Source organism: Streptomyces sp. NPDC053665, from assembly GCF_055585285.1.
In genome coordinates this window covers 41,543-63,879 of sequence record NZ_JBVJKK010000010.1, presented here as the reverse complement: position 1 = coordinate 63,879, position 22,337 = coordinate 41,543, and the positions used below count along the sequence as shown (strand labels likewise).

Here is a 22,337-nt window from a genome sequence, read left to right as displayed (position 1 = left end):
CGCCCGGGGCGTGAGAGCGGGTGCCTTGGCCATGGCGCGATCGTACGGGCCCGGGTTGCCGGAATGTGAAATCTCGCCACCGGCACATGACATCTCGCACCCCCTGCCGCATCCCACTGGACGACGGGTCGAGGGGGGAGTTTCCTGGCATACGGGGGGAGTGCGAGCGCACTGTCACGGGGGCCAAGGAATCGGGCAAGAGGAAACTCGCTGCGGATTGGGGCGCTTACTTATGACACCTACGCTCGTGCGGCAGCACCTGCCTCACGCGGGGGCCGCACCCCGCGTGGACCGGAGTGCACGCGCGCGTGACTGGTCCGAGATCCAGGAGCGGATGCTGGTGCCGCTCTACGAGGCCGTCTACGAGCGACTGGACGTGGGTCCCGCCACGCGGCTGCTCGGCCTCGGCTGCGGTTCCGGACTCGCCCTGCTGATGGCCGCCGCCCGGGGAGCGGCGGTCACCGGTGTCGACGCATCCCCCGAAAGAATGGCCCTGGCCCGGGAGCGGCTGCTCCCCGAGGCGCCGGGCACGCGGGGGCGTACGGGCCCGCGGCTGGTCGACGGATCGGCCCGGGACGCCGGCGGGCCCGCCACCGCGGGCTACACCCTGGTGACGGCGTTCGAGCCGATCGGGTGCCTGGCGGGCGACTCGGAGGGGCTGAGCGGACAACTCGCGGAGGCGAGGCCGCTCGCCGAGCGGGGCGCGGCCGTGGTGCTGGCCGGCTGGGGCCCGCCGGAGCGCTGCGCCACGGCGTCGGTGGTGCGGGTGGCCGCGAAGCCGGCGGAGCCGGAGCGCGCCCGGGGAGGCTGGCGTCCGGCCCTGCGCGACGACCTGGAGGACGTCGCCCGGCGGGCCGGGCTGCGGCCGGACGGCTCGGGCCGGGTGGCCTGCCCCTTCGGCTACGCCGACATGGACAGCGCGGTGCGCGGGCTGAGGTCGACGGGCCTGTTCGACGCGGCGACGGCGGCGACGGACCAGGTGCAGGTGGACAAGGAGCTGACCGAGGCGCTGCATCCGCACCAGCGGCAGGACGGCACGGTGTGGATGCCGAACGTGTTCCGCTACCTGATCGCCCGGACGCCCTGACGCACGGCGCCCCACCGGAAGGCCGAGAGGGCGCCCCTTCGGAGGAAGGGGCGTCCTCGGCGTCGTGACGGGAACGGGCCGTCAGCCCATGAACTTCTTGAACTCGTCGGGCAGTTCGAAGTCCTTGCCGCCCTGCTGCGGCAGGCCGAGCGCGCCGCCGCTCTCGGCCGCGGCCGCGCGGCGGGCGGCGGCCTCCTGCTCCTGCTGCTTGCGCTTCATCGGGTTGCCGGAGCGCTGCTTGCCCTTGGCCTGCTTCTGCTTCTTCTTCGCCCGGCCGGGGCCGCCGCCCATGCCGGGCATGCCGGGCATGCCGGGCATGCCCGGCATGCCGCCCTGCGCCATGCGGGACATCATCTTGCGGGCCTCGAAGAACCGCTCGACCAGGTTCTTCACCGCGCTGACCTCGACACCGGAACCCCGGGCGATACGGGCGCGGCGCGAGCCGTTGATGATCGTCGGGTCCTGGCGCTCGCCCGGGGTCATCGACTTGATGATGGCCGCGGTGCGGTCGACGTCCCGCTCGTCGAGGTTCTGGATCTGCTCCTTCATCTGGCCCATGCCGGGCAGCATGCCGAGCAGCTTGGAGATGGAGCCCATCTTGCGGACCTGCTCCATCTGGGCCAGGAAGTCGTCCAGGGTGAAGTCCTGGCCCTTCTTGGACGCCAGCTTGGAGGCCATCTTCTCGGCCTCTTCCTGGCTGAACGTCTTCTCCGCCTGCTCGATCAGGGTGAGCAGGTCACCCATGTCGAGGATGCGGGAGGCCATCCGGTCCGGGTGGAAGGCGTCGAAGTCGTCGAGCTTCTCGCCGTTGGAGGCGAACATGATCGGCTTGCCGGTGATCTGCCGGATCGACAGGGCGGCACCACCGCGGGCGTCGCCGTCGAGCTTGGAGAGCACCACGCCGTCGAAGCCGACGCCGTCGCGGAAGGCCTCGGCGGTGTTGACCGCGTCCTGGCCGATCATCGCGTCGACGACGAAGAGGATCTCGTCCGGGGAGACGGCGTCGCGGATGTCCGCGGCCTGCTGCATCATCTCCTGGTCAATGCCGAGACGGCCGGCGGTGTCCACGATCACGAGGTCGTGGACCTTGGCCTTGGCGAAGTCGATGGAGTCCTTGGCGACCTTGACCGGGTCACCGACGCCGTTGCCCGGCTCCGGGGCGTAGACCGCGACACCGGCGCGCTCGGCGACGACACTGAGCTGGTTCACGGCGTTGGGGCGCTGGAGGTCGCAGGCGACGAGCAGCGGCGAGTGGCCCTGCTCCTTCAGCCAGCGGCCGAGCTTGCCCGCGAGGGTGGTCTTACCGGCACCCTGCAGACCCGCCAGCATGATCACGGTGGGCGGCTGCTTGGCGAAGCGCAGGCGCCGGGTCTCGCCGCCGAGGATGGTGACCAGTTCCTCGTTGACGATCTTGAGGACCTGCTGGGCCGGGTTCAGCGCCCGGGAGACCTCGGCGCCCAGGGCGCGCTCCTTGACGTTCTTGATGAACGTCCGGACGACCGGAAGCGCCACGTCCGCCTCGAGCAGCGCGATGCGGATCTCGCGCGCCGTGGCGTCGATGTCCGCCTCGGAGAGCCGTCCCTTGCCGCGCAGGTTCTTGAAGGTCGCTGAGAGGCGATCGGAAAGAGTATCGAACACGGCGCTCGCGGTCCTCGGGGTCGGAGACAGACTGGGGAATCGCCCTCCAGGGTATCCCGGCGTGACAAGTCGCCGGGTCGCCCTCACCCCCTCAGTGTCTCCTCCAGCTTCCGGGCCACCGCGGTCGCCTCGTCGCCGGGCAGCGGCGCGCCCTCCGGGCCGGTGACGTAGAAGGCGTCCACGGCGTTGGCGCCCAGGGTCGACACGTGCGCGCTGCGCACCCGCACGCCCGCGTCCTCCAGGGCCCGCCCGATGCGGAACAGCAGGCCGGGGGCGTCCTGGGAGCGGACCTCGATGACGGTGGCCAGCCGGGAGGCGGCGGGGTGGACCGACACCCTCGGCGGTGGCGCGACCACGCCCCGGCGGCGCGGATAGGCGGCGTCCCGTTCGGAGAGGCGGGCGGCGATGTCCAGGGAGCCGTCCAGGGCCCGGACCAGGTCCGCGCGCAGCCGGGCGGCCTGCGGCAGCGAGCCGTATTCGGCGGCGACCCGCCAGTCCAGCAGCAGCACGGAGCCGTCGACGCCGTCCGGCAGCGACAGGGAGCGCAGCTCCGCGGTGCGTACGGTCAGCCGGTGCACGGCGAGGACGCCGGCCACCGCGGGCAGCACCCCGGGCTGGTCGGGGACGGCGATGAGCAGCTCGACGCCGAGCGGCTCGGGATCGCCCGCGGGTTCCTGCCCGGCGGGCGGCTCGGCCTGGGCGCGCAGGGCCAGCACGGGGCCGCCGGTGGCGGCCGCCTCCAGCGCGAGCCGCTCCTGCCCGGCGGTCGGGGCGGCCTCCTCGGGCTCGGCGGGAGCGTCCCCGGCGAGCACCGCCGAGACGCGTTTCACCAGGTCGGCGACGAGGGAGCCGCGCCAGGACGACCACGCGGCCGGCCCGGTCGCGAGGGCGTCGGCCTCGGTGAGCGCGTGCAGCAGCTCCAGGGTGCCCTGGGTGCCCACGGCCGCGGCGACCGAGCGGACGGTGGCCGGGTCGTCCAGGTCGCGCCGGGTCGCCGTGTCGACGAGGAGCAGGTGGTGGCGGACGAGGGTGGCAACGACCGTCACGTCGTGGTGGTCGAAGCCGATGCGGGCGGTGACGTCCTTGGCGATGATCTCGCCGGCCACCGAGTGGTCGCCCGGCCAGCCCTTGCCGATGTCGTGCAGCAGCGCGGCGACCAGCAGCAGGTCGGGCCGGCTGACCCGGCGGGTGAACGCGGAGGCGCGCACGGCGGTCTCGATGAGGTGCCGGTCGACGGTCCACAGGTGCACGGCGTTGCGCTGCGGGCGGCAGCGGACCCGCTCCCAGTCCGGCAGCAGCCGGGTGATCAGCCCTTCCGCCTCCAGCGCCTCCCAGACCTCGACGGTGGGGCGGCCGGAGCCGAGCAGGGTGACGAGCTGCTCGCGTGCCTCGGCGGGCCAGGGCGTGGGCAGCGGGCGCACGGTGGCCGCCAGGCGCCGCACGGCGTGCAGGGACAGCGGGAGCCCGGCCTGCGCGGCGGCGGCCGCGGCGCGCAGCGGCAGGACGGGGTCGCGCTCCGGGCGCGCGGCCCGGGCGAGCACCACCTCGCCGTCCTGCTCGACCACGCCCTCGGCCAGCGGGGACCGCTCGGCGGTCGGCTTCCCGCCGCCGAGCATGGCGCGCAGCCGGGGCCGCACGGCCCGCGAGCGCAGGACGCGCCCCACCTCGCGCCAGGTGACGTCGCTCGCGTAGGAGACGAGCCGGGCCGCCTCGTAGACCTGGCGCAGCAGGGTGTCCGCGTCGAGCAGGCCGAGTTCCGCGGCCACCTGGTCCTGCTCCTGGAGGGCGAGCCGGTCGGTGGCGCGCCCGGTGGCCAGGTGCAGGGCGTCCCGCACGTCGAGGAGGCGGCGCCGGGCGTCGGTGAGGCCCTCGCGCGGGGCGTCGGCGAGCCAGGAGGCGGCGACGGCCCGCAGGGCGGTGGCGTCCCGCAGCCCCCCGCGGGCTTCCTTGAGGTCGGGTTCCAGCAGGTACTGCAGCTCGCCCTGCCGCTCGGCGCGTTCGGCGCACAGTTCCTGGAGTTCGGGGAGGCGCTTGGGGGCCTGGTTGCGCCAGTCGGCGAGGACGGCGGTGCGCAGGCCCGCGGTGAGGCCGAGGTCGCCGGCGATGTGCCGGGCGTCCAGCAGGCCGAGCTGCACCTTGAGGTCCTCACCGGCGGTCCTGCGGGCCTCGGCGGGGGTGCGCACGGAGTGGTCGAGGTCCAGGCCCAGGTCCCAGACGGGGTACCAGAGCCGGTCGGCCAGGGCGGCGACGGCCCCGGTGTCCCCGCCGTCGTGCAGCAGGAGCAGGTCGAGGTCGCTGCGCGGGGACAGCTCGCCGCGTCCGTAGCCGCCGACGGCGACCAGGGAGGCGCCGCGCAGCCCGCCGGCGCCCGCGGTGAACAGGTCCGCGAGCCAGCGGTCCGTGAGTTCGGCCAGGGCGGCACGGCGCGGCGGCCCGGACCGCGTCTCCTCGGTGAGGAGACGCAGCCGGGCCGCCGCGTAGCCGCCGGGTCCCGCGTCCTCTGCTTCGTTGCGCACGTCCGTACCCGTCACCCGGCGACTCCTGTTCGTGTGCCTGCCTGAAGGCCGTCAGAGCGCGTCGGGACCGCGCTCGCCGGTCCGGACCCGTACGGCCGTGTCGACCGGGACGGACCAGACCTTCCCGTCACCGATCTTGCCGGTGCGGGCGGCCTTGACCACGACCTCGATGAGCTGTTCGGCGTCCTCGTCCTCGACCAGGACCTCGATGCGGATCTTGGGGACGAGGTCGACGGTGTACTCCGCGCCCCGGTAGACCTCGGTGTGGCCCCGCTGGCGGCCGTAACCGCTGGCCTCGGTGACCGTCAGACCGTGCACTCCGAAGGCCTGCAGGGCCTCCTTGATCTCGTCGAGCCGGTGCGGCTTGACCACTGCGGTGATGAGCTTCATGCGTCCACCTTCTTGCTCGCGGCCGCGGCCACGGGGGCCGTGACGGCCGTCTTGGCGGCGCCGCCCCCGGCGCCGCTGAAGTCGTATGCGGTCTCGGCGTGCTCCGCCTGGTCGATGCCGGTGATCTCGTCGTCCTCCGGCACCCGCATGCCGATGGTCCGGTCGAGGACGAAGGCCAGGACGGCGGAGACCACCAGGGAGTAGGCGAGCACCGCGAAGACACCGGCGCACTGCTTCCAGAACTGGGTCAGGCCGCCACCGTAGAAGAGGCCCTCGACGGTGGACTGGCCCTTGCCGCTGGCGAAGAGGCCGATCAGCAGGGATCCGGCGATGCCGCCGACCAGGTGGACGCCGACGACGTCGAGGGAGTCGTCGTAGCCGAACCTGTACTTCAGTCCGACGGCCATGGCGCACAGCACACCGGCGATGGCGCCGACCGCGATGGCGCCGAGCGGGGTGACCGCGCCGCCGGCCGGGGTGATGGCGACCAGGCCCGCGACCGCGCCGGAGGCGGCACCGAGGGTGGTGAACGCGCCGTGGCGGATCTTCTCGTAGGCGAGCCAGGCCAGCATGGCCGCGGCGGTGGCGACCTGCGTGTTGACGAACATCAGCGCGCCCACGCCGTCGTCGTTGCCGAGCCAGGAGCCGGCGTTGAAGCCGAACCAGCCGAACCACAGCAGACCGGCGCCGAGCATGACCAGCGGCAGGCTGTGCGGGCGCATCGGGTCCTTCTTGAAACCGACGCGCTTGCCGATGACCAGGATCACGCCGAGGGCCGCGGCACCGGCGTTGATGTGCACGGCCGTCCCGCCGGCGAAGTCGATGACACCCAGCTCGAAGGCCCAGCCGCCGGCGCCCCACACCCAGTGCGCGACCGGGAAGTAGACGACGGTGGCCCACAGGGTGATGAACAGCGCCCAGGCGCTGAACTTCACGCGGTCGGCGAGGGCGCCGCTGATCAGGGCCGGGGTGATGATCGCGAACATCAGCTGGAAGACCAGGAACACGAAGACCGGGATGGTGTAGCCGTCCCACAGCTCGGTCAGGCCGATGTCGCTCAGGCCCACCCAGTCGGAGTTCCAGCCGATGAGGCTGCCCGAGTCGGTGCCGAACGCCAGGGAGAAGCCGTACAGCACCCACAGGACGGTGACGATCCCCAGGCTGATGAAGCTCATCATCAGCATGTTGAGGGTGCTCTTGACGCGGACCATGCCTCCGTAGAAGAAGGCCAGGCCCGGGGTCATGAGCATCACCAGGGCGGAACAGATGAGCATGAACCCTGTGTTCGCGGCAGAGAGCTTGGGCGCCTCTGCGGCCAGGGTGATGGCTGGTGCCATCGGCGTCTCCTCGTCTTGGTACGGCCCCGTGCGGGCGAAGCCTCGAGCGGATTGAGGGGTGGGCCGGTTATGCGCCACGAGATTGGCGCAGCGCGGTTTCGGTGGGGGCCCCTCGTTGTTTCGCCGCCGTGACGAAGGCGCGTGGCGTGTTACGCGTCGGTGAACTGCCGGACCCGGGATGCGCCGGTCGCCGCCGGGGCGCATCCTCGGGCCCGCACGGTCTTCCGGGGACGCGGGCCGGCCGCGTCCGGCCTTCCGATGACCTGGCATGGGGGAGCCGAGTCGGGCAGTTCGGGAGGGCCGGCCGCGGCCGGGGTTCTGGGGTCGTGCGGCTGGTCAGACCGCTTCGGCGGTCTCGGGCAGTTCGGCGGCGAGCCGTTCGGTGAGGTCGACGACCTCACCGAGGTCGCCGAAGTCGCGTGCGGCCGTGTCGACCGTCTTGCGGATGCGGGTGTTGACCCGCTCGGAGCGGACCTTCTTGGCGACCCGCATGGCGTCGGAGGCGAAGACCGTGCTCTGTTCGGGCTCGCGCCGGAGCAGATGCACCGTGGCCATGCCGATCAGGTTCAGCGCGTAGGACCGCTGGTGCTCGCCGTCCCCGGCGAACAGCTCCACGGCCCGTTTCATCAGCGGTTCGGCCAGCGAGGCGTAGGCGGGGCTGCGACCCGCCACGTAGGCGAGGTCGCGGTAGGAGTGGCTGTTCTCCCCGTACAGCTCGGCCTCGGAGAAGAAGCGGATCCAGTCGGGGTCCGGCTCGTCCCACTCGTCGGCGTCGGCGAAGGTGTCCTCGGCCATCCGGACGGCCCGCTTGCACTTGCCGGGCTGCCCCATGTTGGCGTAGGCGCGGGCCTCCATCGCATACAGCATGGACTGGGTGCGCGGGCTGGCGCAGTCGCGGCTGCCGTACTGCGCGAGGTGGATCAGCTCCAGCGCGTCGTCGGGCCGGCCCAGGTGGATCATCTGCCGGCTCATGCTGGACAGCACGTACGACCCGAGGGGCCGGTCCCCTGCTTCCTTGGCGGCGTGCAGCGCGAGCACGAAGTACTTCTGCGCGGTGGGCTGGAGCCCGATGTCGTACGACATCCACCCGGCCAGCTCGGCGAGTTCGGCCGCGACCTTGAACAACCGGCGGGTGGTGGACTCCGGTTGGGGCTCCTGGAGGAGGTCGGTCACCTCGTGCAGCTGGCCGACGACCGCCTTGCGGCGCAGTCCGCCGCCACACTGGGCGTCCCACTGGCGGAACATGACCGTCGTGGACTCCAGCAGATCCAGCTCGGGCTTGGAGAGCCGGCCGCGGGCGCGCCCGGGTCCGGTCGCGGGGTCGGGTTCGGTGCGCGGGGCCGCGGGCGAGGGGACGAGCCAGCGCTGCATGGGCTCGATGAGGGCCGGGCCCGCGGACAGGGCCAGCGAGCTCCCGAGGAAGCCGCGCCGCGCCAGCATCAGGTCGCTGCGCGAGAACTCGCTGAGCTGCGCCACGGTCTGCGGGGCCGTCCACGGCAGGTCGACGCCGGTCGCGGAGGGTGACTGGCGTGCGGTGCGCAGCCCCAGGTCCTCGACGGAGACGACGACGCCGAAGCGCTCCGAGAACAGCTCGGACAGGATCTTGGGGATGGGCTCGCGGGGGTTCTCGCCGTCGAGCCAGCGGCGCACGCGGGAGGTGTCGGTGGAGATGTGGTTGGCGCCCAACTGCCGTGCCCGGCGGTTGACCTGGCGGGCCAGCTCGCCCTTGGACCAGCCGCTGCGCACGAACCAGGAGGTGAGCAGCTCGTTCGGGCGCTTCTCAGTGTGCGTCGCGCTCGCAGCGTTCGTCCCGCCTCCGCCGTTGCCGCTCACTGGAACGCCCCCACTCCCTGGACCACTTGTCGCCGAGTGCGCCAAGCCCTAACAGCATGCCGGTTCGTACGGCCCTCCGTCCGGCCCTTGTCACCCTTCGAACGGAATGACGACTTGCCTCCGGCATACCCATGAGTGCATGTGCCCCCAGGGCTCGTGCACACACAGTAATCCTACGATCACCCGTCCAGCCACGGCTCACACGGAAACGCCACCATTCGCCACCCCATCGAATGAACTCCCGTACGGCTACGCACGATTCACTTGACACAGCACAACCACGAGTGGGTGCAGCGATGCGCTGGAGGGCGCGCGTCGCCGGACACACCACCCCGGGCACCCCCGGGCGCCGAGTGAAACGACCGGGGCCCGGGAAGCCGGAAACAGAGAGTCACGCGCCGCGTCCGCTGCGTAACCACCGCTGCGTCGCACCCGTTGGAGGGGGCATGGGCTTCACGATCGGCATCAGCCGGGGCATGCGCGACATCCGGACCGGCTCGCGCCGCCGCGGCCGCACCTCGGACGGCACGGCCGTCGCCGAGTTCACCGGCCTGTGGGGCTGGGACGTGGTGCCGGGTGCCCGCGCCTCGGCGGGCGCCTGCTCCTGCGGCCGCCGCGACTGCTCCGCTCCGGGGGCGCACCCGTTGGACTTCGCGCCCGTGCTGCCGGCCGGGGCGACGCTGGACGAGGTGAGCGAGGTGTGGGGCGAGCATCCCGGCGCGTCGGTGATGCTGCCGGTGGGCCGCGCGTTCGACGTCGTCGAGGTGGCCGAGCCCGCCGGCTGCCGTGCGCTGGCCCGGCTGGAGCGCATGGGCCTGCCCGTCGGCCCGGTGGCGGCCACCCCGGACGGCAGGGCCCAGTTCTTCGTCGCCCCCGGTGCCGCGGCGGACCTGCCGGGTCTGCTCTACCGCATGGGGTGGGACGACCCGGCCGCCCTCGACCTGCGCGGCCTGGGCCCAGGCACCCACATCACGGCACCCCCGTCCGACCGCGGCGGCCTCGGCCCGGTCCGCTGGCTGCGCTCCCCCGCCCTGGACTCGGCGTCCCGGCCGCCGGAGGCCCGGCTGGTGCTGGGCACCCTGGCGTACGTGGCGCACCGCTCCCGCGCCTAGGGCCCGGACACAGAGCGAAGCGCCCGTCCCCGACTGCACCTCGGGGGCGGGCGCTTCTCACGCACACAGGGTTTCTCGCGGGTGGTTCCTCGATCCGGGCCGAGGTCACTCCCCGATAAGGGCGTCAACGAACGCCTCCGGCTCGAACGGCGCGAGGTCGTCCGCGCCCTCGCCGAGCCCGATGAGCTTGACCGGGACGCCCAGCTCACGCTGGACCGCGACCACGATGCCGCCCTTGGCCGTGCCGTCCAGCTTGGTGAGCACGATGCCGGTGATCTTCACGACCTCGGAGAAGACCCGGGCCTGGACGAGGCCGTTCTGGCCGGTGGTGGCGTCCAGGACCAGCAGCACCTCGTCGACCGGGGCCTGCTTCTCGACGACGCGCTTGACCTTGCCCAGCTCGTCCATCAGACCGGTCTTGGTGTGCAGCCGGCCGGCGGTGTCGATGAGCACGACGTTCGCGCCCATCTCCTTGCCCTCCTTGACCGCGTCGAAGGCCACGGAGGCGGGGTCGCCGCCCTCCGGTCCGCGCACGGTGTAGGCGCCGACGCGCTCGCCCCAGGTCTGGAGCTGGTCGGCGGCGGCGGCCCGGAAGGTGTCGGCCGCCCCCAGGACGACGCTCTGGCCGTCGGCGACCAGGACGCGGGCGAGCTTGCCGGTGGTGGTGGTCTTGCCGGTGCCGTTGACGCCGACGACCATCACGATGCCGGGCTTGCGGTCCTCCGGCTCGGTCTTCACCGCGCGGTCCAGGTCGCGGCCGACCAGGGTGATCAGTTCCTCGCGCAGCAGGGTGCGCAGTTCCTCGGGGGTGCGGGTGCCGAGCACCCTGACCCGCTCGCGCAGGCGCTCGACGAGTTCCTGGGTGGGCTGCACGCCGACGTCGGCGGTGAGCAGCGTGTCCTCGATCTCCTCCCAGGTGTCCTCGTCGAGGTGCTCGCGGGACAGCAGGGTGAGCAGGCCCTTGCCCAGGGCGTTCTGCGAGCGGGAGAGCCGGGACCGCAGCCGGACCAGACGGCCGGCGGTGGGTTCCGGGATCTCGATCTCGGGGGCGGGCGGCTCCTCGACGACGACCGGAGCCGAGCCGTCCGGAAGATCCACCTCCTCTATCGTGCGCCGCGGTTCCTCCCGCGGCGTCTCGGCCTCGTCGCCGACGTGCGGCTCGGCCGGTGGGGCGGTGATGTCGGGCGCCGCGGGCGGGGGCGGCGGCAGCTGCTTCTTGCGCCGGCTGCCGACGATGAGCCCGCCGAGCGCGCCGAGCACGACCACGGCGATGACTACAGCAAGGATGACGATGTCCATAACGCGTCCAGTATCAGTCATGGGTCCCCCGGTCACCCCGCACCGGAGGGCCGCGGCCGCCGGATCTCCACACCTCTGGATGCCTCTCCCGCCGGCCCTCGCCCGCCCGCCGGCCCGCGGAGCGCGACGACCCGGCCGGGTTCGGGTCCGGGCAGACCGCCGCCCCGGCTCGGGCAGTGGCCGAACCGGGGCTGCGGCGGGTTACGGGGAGAGGGGCAGCGGGGTCTGTGGCCCTTCTCCCCGAGCGGGTGGAACGGGCTGCTCAGCCCATCTCCTCCAGGGACTTGCCCTTCGTCTCCTTGACGAACTTCAGGACGAACGGGATCGAGAGCGCGGCGAAGGCCGTGTAGATCACGTACGTCGCGGAGAGGTTCCAGTCGGCCAGCGACGGGAAGCTCGCGGTGATGGCCCAGTTGGCGATCCACTGCGCGGCGGCGGCCACACCCAGGGCGGCGGCGCGGAGCCGGTTGGGGAACATCTCGCCGAGCATGACCCAGACGACCACGCCCCAGGACAGGGCGAAGAAGAGGACGAAGACGTGCGCGGCGATCAGGGCGATCCAGCCCTGCGTGGCCGGCAGCTTGCCGTCGACGAGGTGGTAGGAGAACGCCCAGGCCTCCAGCGCCAGGCCGACGACCATGCCGACCGAGCCGATGATCGCCAGCGGCCGCCGGCCGATGCGGTCGACGAAGATCATCGCGATGACGGTGCCGAGGATGTTGATGATCGACGTGGTGAAGGAGTAGAAGAACGAGTCCGCGGGGTCGACGCCGACGGACTGCCACAGCGTCGCGGAGTAGTAGAACGCGACGTTGATGCCGACGAACTGCTGGAAGACCGACAGACCGATGCCGATCCAGACGATCGGCTTGAAGAAGAAGCTGCCGCCGAGCAGGTCCTTGAAGCTCGACTTGTGCTCGCTCTTCATGGCGCCCTCGATCTCGGCGACACGGGCGTTCAGGTCGACGTCCTTGCCCTCGACCTCGGTGAGGATCTCGCGGGCGCGCTCGTGCTTGCCGACGGAGATCAGGAAGCGCGGCGACTCGGGGATGGCGAAGGAGAGCAGGCCGTACAGGATCGCCGGGACGACCATGACGCCCAGCATGACCTGCCAGGCCTCCAGGCCCATCAGCTTGCCGCGCTGGTCGCCGTCCGCCGCGTTGAGCAGACCCCAGTTGACCAGCTGCGACACGGCGATGCCGATGACGATCGCGGCCTGCTGGAAGGAGCCGAGCCGGCCGCGGTAGGCGGGCGGGGCGACCTCGGCGATGTAGGCCGGGCCGATCACCGAGGCCATGCCGATGGCGAATCCGCCGACGACCCGCCAGAAGGCGAGGTCCCACAGCGCGAACGGCAGCGCGGAGCCGACGGCGCTGATGGTGAACAGGACCGCGGCGATCTGCATGCACCGGATGCGGCCGATGCGGTCGGCTATGCGTCCGGCGGTCGCGGCGCCGATGGCGCAGCCGATGAGGGCGATGGCGATGACCTGGGCGAGGGCCGCGGACCCGACGTCGTAGCGGTCACGGATGGCCTCGACGGCGCCGTTGATCACGGAGCTGTCGTAGCCGAAGAGGAAACCGCCCATCGCGGCCGCCGCCGCGATGAAGATGACGTGCCCGAGATGATCGGGATGAGCCGTTCCGGCTCCTGACTTGGGTGCCTGCGCTGTGCTGGTCACGTGTACTCCTCGGGCCACCGGCAACGCTGCCGGAGCGGGTCTGCCCTTCGAGGTGCCACCTGAAGGTACCTGAAGGTAAAAGGAACGTTGCCGAGACTATGCCTTCAAGTTTCGAAGTCAATAGGGCAGCGGTCGTGAATCCGGCGCAGGAGTGTGGCGGTGATGTGTTCAAGAAATGAACCCACACGGAGGCCCAGGTGGGAAAGGTGTAGACCACATCTGCCTAGCGCAGGCGCTGGGAGATGACCTTCGACACACCGTCGCCCTGCATGGAGACGCCGTAGAGCGCGTCGGCGACCTCCATCGTGCGCTTCTGGTGCGTGATCACGATCAGCTGCGAGGCTTCCTGGAGCTCCTGCATGATCCGGATGAGCCGCTGGAGGTTGGTGTCGTCCAGTGCGGCCTCGACCTCGTCCATGACGTAGAACGGGCTCGGGCGCGCCTTGAAGATCGACACGAGCATCGCCACGGCGGTCAGCGACCGCTCCCCGCCCGAGAGCAGCGACAGCCGCTTGACCTTCTTGCCCGGCGGCCGGGCCTCGACGTCCACGCCCGTGGTGAGCATGTTGCCGGGGTCGGTCAGCACCAACCGCCCCTCGCCTCCGGGGAACAGCCGGCTGAAGACGCCCTCGAACTCACGGGCCGTGTCGCGGAAGGCCTCGGTGAAGACCTGCTCGACGCGCTCGTCGACCTCCTTCACCACCTGCAGCAGGTCGGCCCGCGTCTTCTTCAGGTCCTCGAGCTGTTCGCTGAGGAACTGGTGGCGTTCCTCCAGTGCCGCGAACTCCTCCAGGGCGAGCGGGTTGACCTTGCCGAGCTGCTGGTAGGCGCGCTCGGCGGCCTTCAGCCGCTTCTCCTGCTCGGCCCGGACGAAGGGCCTGGGCCGGTTGCGGGGATGCTCCGGGTCCTCCGGCAGCTCCTCGCCCTCGGCGGGGGGCGAGGGCGGCACGAGCTGACGCGGACCGTACTCCGCCACCAGCCCGGCCGGTTCGACACCCAGCTCCTCCAGTGCCCTGGTCTCCAGCTGCTCGATCCGCAGCCGCTTCTCGGCACCGAGTACCTCGCCGCGGTGAACCGAATCCGTCAACTTGTCGAGTTCCGCCTTGAGATCGCGCCCCTCGGTGCGGGCGCGGGCCAGTTCCTGCTCGCGGCGGGCCTTGACGGCCTCGGCCGCGGTGCGCTCCGCCTCGGCGCGGGCCAGGGAGACCTCGACGTGCGCGAGCAGCTGCCGGGCGCCGGACCCGACGGCGCCGGCCACGGCCGCCTCGTGCCGCAGCCGGGCCCGTCGCTGCTCGGCACGCGCGCGTGCCTCGCGCTCCGCCCGCGCGGCCCGGTCCAGCGCATCGGCCCGCCCGGCCAGTCCCTTGACCCGCTCCTCGTGCGTACGCACCTGGAGCCGGGCCTCCATCTCGGTCTGGCGGGCGTTGGCGCCGTCGGCGGCGAGCCGGTCGCGCACCGCCGTGTCCGGCTCCTCCTCGACCGGCATCTCCTCCGCCACGGCCAGCCGCTCGGCGAGTTCCTCGACCTCCTCCAGCGCCCGGTCGAGCGCGTCCTGCGCACGGGCCGCGGCGGCGGTGGCGCGTTCGGCCTCACCGGTCGCGCCGCGGGCCTGGCCCGCGAGCCGTCCCAGCTGCTGGGCGACGGCGGACTTCTCCCGGTCGGCGGCCCGGCGCCGCTCCCCCAGCTTCTCGACCGACGCGGCGCAGTCCGTGCGCCGCGCCGCGGCGGCCTGCTGCGCGTCGCTCAGTTCGGCGCAGCGGACGGCCAGCTCCTCCAGCTCGGCGGCGGCCTCGTCGACCGACGCCTGCACCTCGAGGAGGCTGGGGGCGCCGGCGGAGCCGCCGTGGGCGACGTGGGCGCCGAGGAGATCGCCCTCGGCGGTGACGGCGGTGAGGTGCGGGTGGGTGTATAGGAGGCTCTCGGCGTCCTCGAGGGTGGCGACCACGACGATGCCGTCGAGGAGCCGCCTGACGGCGGGCATGAGGTCCGTCGGTCCCTGGACCAAGTCGGCGGCGTAGGTGTGGCGGGTGTCCGCGGCGGCGCGGTCGTGGCCGCCCGCGCGGTCTCCCGCGCCTCCGAGGGTGTCGTCCCCCGCCAGGAGCAGGGTGGCCCTGCCGCCGTCCTGTTTGCGCAGGAGCCGGATCGCCTCGGCGGCGGATGCGGGGGACGTGACCGCGACGGCGTCGGCGGCCGCCCCGAGCGCTGCGGCCAGGGCGACCTCGTGGCCCGGCGTCACCGTCAGCAGTTCCGCCGCCGGGCCGAGCAGGCCGGAGAGACGGTCCCGGGCGGCGAGCAGTATGCCGGTGCCGTCCTTGCGGCGCAGGCCGAGGGCGAGTGTCTCGTGCCGGGCCTGGGTGGCGGCGCGCCTGCGTTCGGCCGCGGTGAGTTCCTCGCGGGCGGCCGTGAGGGCGGCCTCGGCGTCGGTGAGCCGCTGCCTGGCCGCCTCGTGCTGCTCGGCGAGTTCCGCGTCCCCGGCGTCGAGGCCGTCGACCTCGGCCTTGAGGGCCTCGTACTCCTCCTGGGCGGTGACGGCACGTTCCTGCGCCTCGTCGCGGGCCGCGGCCAGGCGTTCGATCTCGGCCCGGGCGGAGGCCGCGCGGGAACGGGCCGCGTTGACCTGGCCGCTGAGCCGGGCCAGTCCCTCCCGACGGTCGGCGATGGCCCGGGCCACGTCCTTGAGCCGCCGTTCCTCCTGGGTCAGCGCGCGCTCCAGCTCGGCGCGGTGGGCGACCGTGTCCTCCAGGGCACGCTCGGCCGCTTCCAGCGCCGCCTCCAGCTCGGCCTCCTGCTCCCGGATGCGGGCGGCCTCGCGCTCCATGTCCTCCGGGTCGCGGCCGCGCCGCTCCTCGGGGGGCGCGGAGGTGGCGCTCTTCACGCGGGCGTCGGCGAGCGAGACGGTGCCGCGCACCCGCTCGGCGAGCTGGGAGAGTTCGTACCAGGTCTGCTGGGCGCGCTGCAGCCGCGGAGTCAGCCGGCGGACCTCGTCCTCCAGGAGGGCCTCGCGCTGCTGCGCCTTGTGCAGCTCCTGCTCGGCGGTCTCCTTGCGCTCCTTCAGCGCGGCCTCGTCGGCGAGCTCGGCGTCGAGTGCCTCCCGGAGCCGTACGAGGTCGTCGGCGAGCAGGCGCAGCCGGGCGTCGCGCAGGTCGGCCTGGATGACGGCGGCCCGTCGCGCCACCGCCGCCTGCCGGCCCAGCGGCTTGAGCTGGCGGCGCAGCTCGTCCGTCAGGTCCTGCACGCGCGCGAGGTTGGCCTGCATCGCGTCCAGCTTCCGCAGCGCCTTCTCCTTGCGCTTGCGGTGCTTCAGGACGCCGGCGGCCTCCTCGATGAAGGCGCGGCGCCCCATGGGGTCGGCGTGCAGGACGGAGTCGAGCTGGCCCTGGCCGACGATGACGTGCATCTCCCGGCCGATGCCGGAGTCGGAGAGCAGGTCCTGGATGTCGAGGAGACGGCAGGTGTCGCCGTTGATCTGGTACTCGCTGCCGCCGTTGCGGAACATGATCCGCGTGATGGTGACCTCGGCGTACTCGATGGGCAGCGCCCCGTCGGAGTTGTCGATGGTCAGCGATACCTCGGCGCGGCCCAGCGGCGGGCGGCCGGTGGTGCCGGCGAAGATGACGTCCTCCATCTTGCCGCCGCGCAGCGACTTGGCGCCCTGCTCGCCCATGACCCAGCTGAGCGCGTCGACGACGTTGGACTTGCCCGAGCCGTTCGGTCCGACGACGCACGTGATCCCGGGCTCGAACCGGAGGGTGGTCGCGGAGGCGAAGGATTTGAACCCGCGGAGGGTCAGGGCCTTGAGGTGCACGCCGCCGGACTCTACCGCCCGGTTTCGTCTCACTCCATGAACCCGCGGTTTCGCCGTTGAACACGGAGGGCAGACCAGACGTTGAAGACAGTGAGGGATGCACGGGGGGAAGAAAGAAGGGACGCCGGTGGCGTCCCTTGCACTTCTGACAGCGTGGCGGTTGTGACGGGCGGCCCGACCACTGCGTGCCGATGTGGAGCGGTGCAGTGATCAGGTCAGCGCAGGCTCCGCCTGGTGTGCGTCAACGCTCTCCATGATCCTGTCGTGAGAAGCGGCAGCCGTCAGCGCCTCGTTCTCCGCCTGGATCCGTACGAGCTCGGATTCCAGGTCCTGGACGCGCTGCTGGAGCCGTCGCATCTCGGCGAGGAGTCGCGGGTCGGAGCCGCCGACGTAACCGAGAAGCGCCTTTGCCATGATGGATGGTCCTCCACAATGAGTGACCGACCGATGCGGTGTGGGTCGTGAGGGATTCGCACCCGCAGTCTTGGCAGGGCCTGGAGTTGTGCTGCCGTTCAGCCATGCCAAACAGCTAAGGTGCGCGGGGTGCTTTCAGCGTCTCACCAAAAAGTTTGACGGTCAACACGATCACGCCCCGTATTGGCGGACGACCCGGGCGCACACGGCCTTCGGCGGCGGCGTGGCGGCTTCTGCGGGCCCTGGGGGCGTGGCGATCATCCTTACCGCCGGAGCCTTCGGGCGCAAGGGGTTCTCGGCAACCACCAGCGAGTTTCCGTTCCCGCCGGCGGCCGGCGGCGCGCCGCGCACCCGGTCGGGGCCCGCCGGGGGCGACCCCGGTCAGCGGATGGCGAAGCCCTCGTAGCCGCCGCGTGGTGTGTCCCACATCTCGGTGACACCGTCCACGCGTCCGGGCGTGTCGTCGCCCTGGAGCCAGGCGAGCAGATCTTCGCAGCCCTCGCGGGCGCCCTCGGCGACCACCTGGACGCGTCCGTCGCCCAAATTGAGAGCAAAGCCACTCAGGCCGCCGATCTCCAGGGCCTTGGCCCGCGTGAACCAGCGGAAACCCACACCTTGGACGCGTCCCCGCACCCAGGCGACCAGTCGTACATCCTCGCTCATGGGTGCAACCTAACCGCCCTGATTCGCTCCGGGCACATCGTCCCCACGCGGCATGCGGTACCGTCCCCCCTCAACGCATCTCATATGAAACTCACACGATCGAGTGAGTTTCGTGTTGATCTCGAGGACGAGTCGACCGCCAGGACGAGGAAGGCCAGGACATGGGACGCCACCGACGCTCCGCCGACGGCCGCGCCGCCGAGGGCCGCGCCACGGGGTTCACCCACGCCGACGGCTTCGCGGAGGGCCACGACCCGCTGTACTCCACCACGGACGACGCTCCGACGATGGGCATCGCGCCCTACCTGAACCCGGAGGCGTACGCGGGCACCTACGCCAGCACCGAGGCCTACCTGTTCGGGGCGGACGGGCCAGCGGCGGACGGATCCGGGGCGGACGACCGCTTCGTGGAGACGACCGCCTTCGCCGGTGACGTCTACCGGGGCGACGGCTTCGGCGGCGACGGTTTCACGCCCGACAGCGGTGCCCGCCGCGCCGGTACGCACCGCCGCCGCAAGAAGGCCGCCCGCCCGGTGCGCACCGGGCTGCTGGGCGTCTCCGCGGCCGTGGCCCTCGGCACGGTGGCGGTCGCCACCGGAGCGGTGCCCGGCCTGGACAACTACAAGCTGGGCGGCACCAGCGGCGCCGACAAGGTGCAGGCCGGCGACACGCCGACGAACACGCCGGTCGAGCAGGGCGGCACGTCCGGCAGCGCCGACAGCCGCGAGAGCGCGCCGGCCAGCCGGGACGCCGAGCGCACCGTGTCTCCGTCGCCCTCCGCCTCGAAGTCCTCTCCGGCGCCGAGCAAGACGCCCGAGAAGACCGAGAAGACGCGGGACGAGAAGGCCGCGAAGCCGGAGAAGAAGAAGCCAGCGGCCACGCCCAGCGAGAAGCCGGACGACACGCCCTCCCGTACGGCCACGAGCGCGCCGAAGAAGCCCGGTGGCTCCGCGTCGCTGTCCGGGGAGTCCTCGGCCGCGGCCCAGGTGCTCGCCCTGGTGAACGAGGAGCGGGCCAAGGTGGGCTGCCGCCCGGTCGCCGCGAACAGCGCGCTGACGGGGCTCGCGCAGAGCTACAGCGAGGACATGGCGGCGCGGGGCTTCTTCGACCACACCGACCCCGACGGCCGCACGCCGTGGGACCGGGCGGAGAAGGCCGGGATATCCAACCTCGGCGGCGAGAACATAGCGCGCGGCCAGGCCGACGCGGCGGCCGTGATGGACGCCTGGATGAACAGCCCCGGCCACCGCGCGAACATACTGAACTGCGACTTCAAGACCCTGGGCGTCGGCGTCGAGCTCGGCTCGGGAGGCCCTTGGTGGACGCAGAACTTCGGCTACTGAGCAGCCGCGGGTGATCGACTCGCTCCTGGGGGCCGTCCGATCGGACGGCCCCCGCTGCGTGCGCCGGCCCCGGGCAGGCGACGCCCTCCCCGGCACTTGACGAACCGCACAGCCGGCCCCGCCCTGTCCGTCACCGCCCGCTCAGGCGGCGGCGAGCCCCCGGAGGAACACCCTCGCCGTTTCCGTCACGCGGCGGCCCAGGTGTTCCGCCGTGGCGATGTCGGCCTTGTGGACGGCCTCGGGGCCCTCGTCCGCGTTGGTCTGGGCGGCCGCGCCCGCGAAGACGCCGAGGCGGTTCAGGTCGCTCTCCGAACCGGTCGTGCTGTTCCAGCCGGGCAGCAGGCCGAGGTTGACCCAGTGCATGCCGAGCTGCGCGGCCAGGATCTGGAAGAACTGCAGGGTGTGCAGCTTGTCGCCGCTCTTGGAGGCCGAGTTGGTGAAGCCGGCGGCCAGCTTGCCGCTCCAGGCCTGCGTGGCCCAGCGCTTGGACGTGGCCTCGGCGAAGACGTGGAAGGCACCGGACGCCGTGCCCATGTAGGTCGGCGAGCCGAAGACGATGACGTCGGAGCGGTCCAGTACCGCCCACTGCTCGTCGGTGATCTCGTCCACCTTGATCAGATGCACGTCGGCGCCGGCCTCCAGGGCGCCGGTACGGACCGCCTCGGCGATGACGGCCGTGTGGCCGAATCCGGAGTGGTAGGCCAGGGAGACGACAGGGGTGGTCATGAGCAGGGCTCCTCGCTTGGGCAGGTCACTGACGATGACCAAAGGAAAGCACTAACTTTTGGTTAGTGCAACCTGTCGGTTAGCGCTGCATTGGCGTAGGCTTGCTGTATGACCACCACCCAGGAGCCCGCGGAGGGGCTGGACGGCCTCCCGTACAACGTGTTCGCCAAGGCCTGCCCCTCGCGCGGCACGCTGGAGCACGTCACGGGCCGCTGGGGCGGACTGACGCTGGGCGCCCTGTACGAGGGCTCGCTGCGCTTCAACGAGCTGCGCCGCCGCGTCGACGGCGTCAGCGAGAAGATGCTGTCCCAGACGCTGCACGCCCTGGAGCGGGACGGCCTGGTGCACCGCGAGGCGCAGCCCACCAACCCGCCGCGTGTGGACTACGAGCTGACGCCCCTGGGACGCGGGGTCGCCGAGCGCCTGCTGACCCTCATCCACTTCGTGGAGGGGCGCATGGACGACGTGCTGGAGGCCCGCCGGCGTTACGACGAGACGCGCGGCACCGGCTGACACTTCGGGCAGAAGTAGCTCGACCGGTTCATCCAGGGCCGCCGCCGCATGGGCGTCGCGCAGCGCCGGCACGGCAGGCCCTCCCGGCCGTACGCGTCGAGGGACCGGTCGAAGTAGCCCGACTCGCCGTTGACGTTGACGTACAGGCTGTCGAAGCTGGTGCCGCCCACGGCGAGGGCCGCGTTCATCACGTCCCGCACATGGCCGAGCAGTTGCAGCGTGCGCGGGCGGGTGAGGGTCGCGGTCGGGCGCTCGTAGTGGAGGCGGGAGCGCCACAGGGCCTCGTCCGCGTAGATGTTGCCGACTCCGCTGATGAGCGACTGGTCGAGCAGCGCCCGCTTGATCGTGGTCCGCTTGCGGCGCAGGGCCTGGTGAAAGGCCTCGTCGTCGAAGAGCGGGTCCAGCGGATCGCGGGCGATGTGCGCGATGACGTCGGGCAGCCCGTCCGGGGTGGTCTCGTGCAGCGACAGGCCACCGAAGGTGCGCTGGTCGACGAAGCGCAGCTCGGTGTCCGCGGTGTCGGTGAAGCGGACCCGGATGCGCAGGTGCTTCTCGTCCGGGGCGGTACGCGGCTGCACCAGCAGCTGGCCGCTCATGCCGAGGTGGGCCAGGATCGACTGGTCGGTGTCCTCCAGGGGCAGCCACAGGTACTTGCCGCGGCGGCTGGGGACGCCGATGCGGTGGCCCGCCAGCCGGTGTGCGAAGTCCTCGGCGCCCGCGAGGTGGCGGCGCACCGCGCGCGGGTGCAGCACCTCGGCGTCGGCGACGGTGCGGTGGGCGACCCACCGCTCGAGTCCGCGCCGCACGACCTCGACCTCGGGCAACTCGGGCATGGGACTCCCCCGTCACGTACGTGCGGACGACCTGAGCGCCCACCCCGGCAGGGGCGGGCGCTCGGATGCGCTGTGCTGTGGCCGGACGCCCGCTGAGGGGGCGGCCGGTGCGTCAGCCGTCGACGCCGCTGCCGTCGACGGTGGCGTGGGCGGCCTGAGCCGCTGCCGCCTGCGTCGCCTCGGCGGCCTCGGCCGCCTTGGCGCGCTCGTCCGCCGCGGCCCGGATGGACCGCCACGCGGACTCGGCGGCCTGCTGCTCCGCCTCCTTCTTGCTGCGGCCGGTGCCGGTGCCGTACGAGACGCCTCCGACGCGGGCGGCAGCAGTGAAGGTCTTCTCGTGGTCGGGGCCGGTCTCCGTGACCAGGTACTCGGGAACACCGAGTCCTTCGGTCGCGGTGAGCTCCTGGAGACTGGTCTTCCAGTCCAGGCCGGCTCCGAGGTTCGAGGACTTCTCGATCAGGGGGTCGAACAGGCGGTGCACCAGCTCCGCCGCCGAGTCCAGTCCCTGGTCGAGGTAGACCGCGCCGATCACCGCTTCGAGGGTGTCGGCCAGGATGGACGCCTTGTCCCGCCCGCCCGTGCCCTCTTCACCGCGGCCGAGCCGGATGAAGGAGCCCAGGTCGAGCCCGCGGCCCACCTCGGCGAGCGCACGCGAGTTCACCACTGCGGCCCGCAGCTTGGCCAGTTGGCCTTCCGGCAGGTCCGGGTGGGTGCGGTACAGCGTGTCCGTGACCACGAGGCCGAGGACGGAGTCCCCGAGGAACTCCAGGCGCTCGTTGGTCGGCAGACCGCCGTTCTCGTATGCGTACGACCGGTGGGTCAGTGCGCGCACCAGAAGGGCGGACTCGACCTGGTAGCCGAGCCGCCCTTCCAGAAGCGTGTGGGACGAGGCCTGGTTGTCCGCCGGAGCACTCCCGCTCGCACGGGAAGACTTGTTCTTAGGCGTGGACACAGTGCCTCTCACCAGCCGCTCAGACCTCGAGGACCTGGCGCTTGTTGTAGGTGCCGCAAGACGGGCACGCGATGTGCTGCTGCTTGGGCTCGTGGCAGCGCTCGCACGCAACCAGGGTGGGGACCGCAGCCTTCCACTGCGACCGGCGGTGGCGCGTGTTGCTGCGCGACATCTTCCGCTTCGGAACAGCCACGG

At 72.2% G+C, this 22,337-nt stretch carries 18 protein-coding genes; 4 read left to right on the top strand and 14 right to left on the bottom strand.

The genetic code is table 11. From position 1 onward, the window contains the following. Positions 1 to 232: 232 nt before the first annotated feature. Positions 233 to 1,087 carry a methyltransferase domain-containing protein gene (locus tag ACZ6ZN_RS31135; RefSeq protein WP_469651439.1) on the top strand — a complete coding sequence of 285 codons (855 nt, stop codon included), beginning with the start codon at positions 233 to 235 and terminating at the stop codon, positions 1,085 to 1,087. A gap of 81 nt (positions 1,088 to 1,168) precedes the next feature. On the opposite strand, the gene ffh is transcribed toward ACZ6ZN_RS31135, so the two are convergent. The 5 genes from ffh to nsdA form a co-directional block, all read right to left on the bottom strand. Then, on the bottom strand, positions 1,169 to 2,725 hold the full coding sequence (ffh, locus tag ACZ6ZN_RS31130) for a signal recognition particle protein (protein WP_451877090.1): 1,557 nt from the start codon (positions 2,723 to 2,725) through the stop codon (positions 1,169 to 1,171). Positions 2,726 to 2,808: 83 nt separating this feature from the next. After that, on the bottom strand, positions 2,809 to 5,256 hold the full coding sequence (locus ACZ6ZN_RS31125) for a [protein-PII] uridylyltransferase (protein WP_469651436.1): 2,448 nt from the start codon (positions 5,254 to 5,256) through the stop codon (positions 2,809 to 2,811). Between the two features lie 36 nt (positions 5,257 to 5,292). Next, the gene (locus tag ACZ6ZN_RS31120; protein ID WP_030117734.1) at positions 5,293 to 5,631 is read right to left on the bottom strand and encodes a P-II family nitrogen regulator; all 339 of its coding nucleotides are present in this window, start codon (positions 5,629 to 5,631) and stop codon (positions 5,293 to 5,295) included. Further along, the gene (locus ACZ6ZN_RS31115; RefSeq protein ID WP_451877092.1) at positions 5,628 to 6,968 is read right to left on the bottom strand and encodes an ammonium transporter; all 1,341 of its coding nucleotides are present in this window, start codon (positions 6,966 to 6,968) and stop codon (positions 5,628 to 5,630) included. Before ACZ6ZN_RS31115 ends, ACZ6ZN_RS31120 begins: the two co-directional genes overlap by 4 nt. Before the next feature lie 336 nt (positions 6,969 to 7,304). Further along, on the bottom strand, positions 7,305 to 8,801 hold the full coding sequence (gene nsdA, locus ACZ6ZN_RS31110) for a transcriptional repressor NsdA (protein WP_469651433.1): 1,497 nt from the start codon (positions 8,799 to 8,801) through the stop codon (positions 7,305 to 7,307). Between the two features lie 446 nt (positions 8,802 to 9,247). On the opposite strand from nsdA, the gene ACZ6ZN_RS31105 reads away from it, so the two are divergent. Next, a complete protein-coding gene (locus tag ACZ6ZN_RS31105; protein ID WP_398106352.1) occupies positions 9,248 to 9,913 on the top strand; it encodes a bifunctional DNA primase/polymerase in 666 nt (221 codons plus the stop codon). 105 nt (positions 9,914 to 10,018) lie between these two features. Here ACZ6ZN_RS31105 and ftsY read toward each other — a convergent pair whose 3' ends face one another. The 5 genes from ftsY to ACZ6ZN_RS31080 all read right to left on the bottom strand — a co-directional run bounded on the left by ftsY (position 10,019) and on the right by ACZ6ZN_RS31080 (position 17,775). Continuing rightward, the gene (ftsY, locus tag ACZ6ZN_RS31100; protein ID WP_467741035.1) at positions 10,019 to 11,212 is read right to left on the bottom strand and encodes a signal recognition particle-docking protein FtsY; all 1,194 of its coding nucleotides are present in this window, start codon (positions 11,210 to 11,212) and stop codon (positions 10,019 to 10,021) included. Positions 11,213 to 11,474: 262 nt separating this feature from the next. Continuing rightward, the gene (locus tag ACZ6ZN_RS31095; RefSeq protein ID WP_451877095.1) at positions 11,475 to 12,893 is read right to left on the bottom strand and encodes a sugar porter family MFS transporter; all 1,419 of its coding nucleotides are present in this window, start codon (positions 12,891 to 12,893) and stop codon (positions 11,475 to 11,477) included. Positions 12,894 to 13,116: 223 nt separating this feature from the next. Next, a complete protein-coding gene (smc, locus tag ACZ6ZN_RS31090; RefSeq protein ID WP_469651429.1) occupies positions 13,117 to 16,698 on the bottom strand; it encodes a chromosome segregation protein SMC in 3,582 nt (1,193 codons plus the stop codon). 210 nt (positions 16,699 to 16,908) lie between these two features. Beyond that, positions 16,909 to 17,112 (bottom strand): hypothetical protein, encoded by a 204-nt coding sequence (locus ACZ6ZN_RS31085; protein ID WP_003993245.1) that lies wholly within the window; start codon positions 17,110 to 17,112, stop codon positions 16,909 to 16,911. A gap of 381 nt (positions 17,113 to 17,493) precedes the next feature. Next, positions 17,494 to 17,775 carry an acylphosphatase gene (locus ACZ6ZN_RS31080; RefSeq protein ID WP_469651427.1) on the bottom strand — a complete coding sequence of 94 codons (282 nt, stop codon included), beginning with the start codon at positions 17,773 to 17,775 and terminating at the stop codon, positions 17,494 to 17,496. 161 nt (positions 17,776 to 17,936) lie between these two features. On the opposite strand from ACZ6ZN_RS31080, the gene ACZ6ZN_RS31075 reads away from it, so the two are divergent. Next, on the top strand, positions 17,937 to 19,118 hold the full coding sequence (locus ACZ6ZN_RS31075) for a CAP domain-containing protein (protein WP_469651424.1): 1,182 nt from the start codon (positions 17,937 to 17,939) through the stop codon (positions 19,116 to 19,118). A gap of 141 nt (positions 19,119 to 19,259) precedes the next feature. Here ACZ6ZN_RS31075 and ACZ6ZN_RS31070 read toward each other — a convergent pair whose 3' ends face one another. Next, a complete protein-coding gene (locus ACZ6ZN_RS31070) occupies positions 19,260 to 19,844 on the bottom strand; it encodes a flavodoxin family protein (protein ID WP_469651422.1) in 585 nt (194 codons plus the stop codon). Between the two features lie 108 nt (positions 19,845 to 19,952). Here ACZ6ZN_RS31070 and ACZ6ZN_RS31065 point away from each other — a divergent pair, with 108 nt between their 5' ends. Beyond that, positions 19,953 to 20,357: a winged helix-turn-helix transcriptional regulator gene (locus ACZ6ZN_RS31065; protein WP_451877100.1), complete on the top strand. Its 405-nt coding sequence runs from the start codon at positions 19,953 to 19,955 to the stop codon at positions 20,355 to 20,357. Here the strand turns inward: ACZ6ZN_RS31065 and mutM are convergent. The 3 genes from mutM to rpmF form a co-directional block, all read right to left on the bottom strand. Continuing rightward, complete coding sequence (mutM, locus tag ACZ6ZN_RS31060) at positions 20,330 to 21,190, bottom strand: bifunctional DNA-formamidopyrimidine glycosylase/DNA-(apurinic or apyrimidinic site) lyase (protein ID WP_451877101.1); 861 nt, start codon at positions 21,188 to 21,190, stop codon at positions 20,330 to 20,332. The genes ACZ6ZN_RS31065 and mutM overlap by 28 nt on opposite strands. Before the next feature lie 112 nt (positions 21,191 to 21,302). Next, complete coding sequence (rnc, locus tag ACZ6ZN_RS31055) at positions 21,303 to 22,154, bottom strand: ribonuclease III (protein WP_398106362.1); 852 nt, start codon at positions 22,152 to 22,154, stop codon at positions 21,303 to 21,305. A gap of 7 nt (positions 22,155 to 22,161) precedes the next feature. Next, positions 22,162 to 22,335, bottom strand: coding sequence for a 50S ribosomal protein L32 (rpmF, locus tag ACZ6ZN_RS31050; RefSeq protein ID WP_003951102.1), 174 nt, complete (start codon positions 22,333 to 22,335; stop codon positions 22,162 to 22,164). Positions 22,336 to 22,337: the final 2 nt, after the last annotated feature.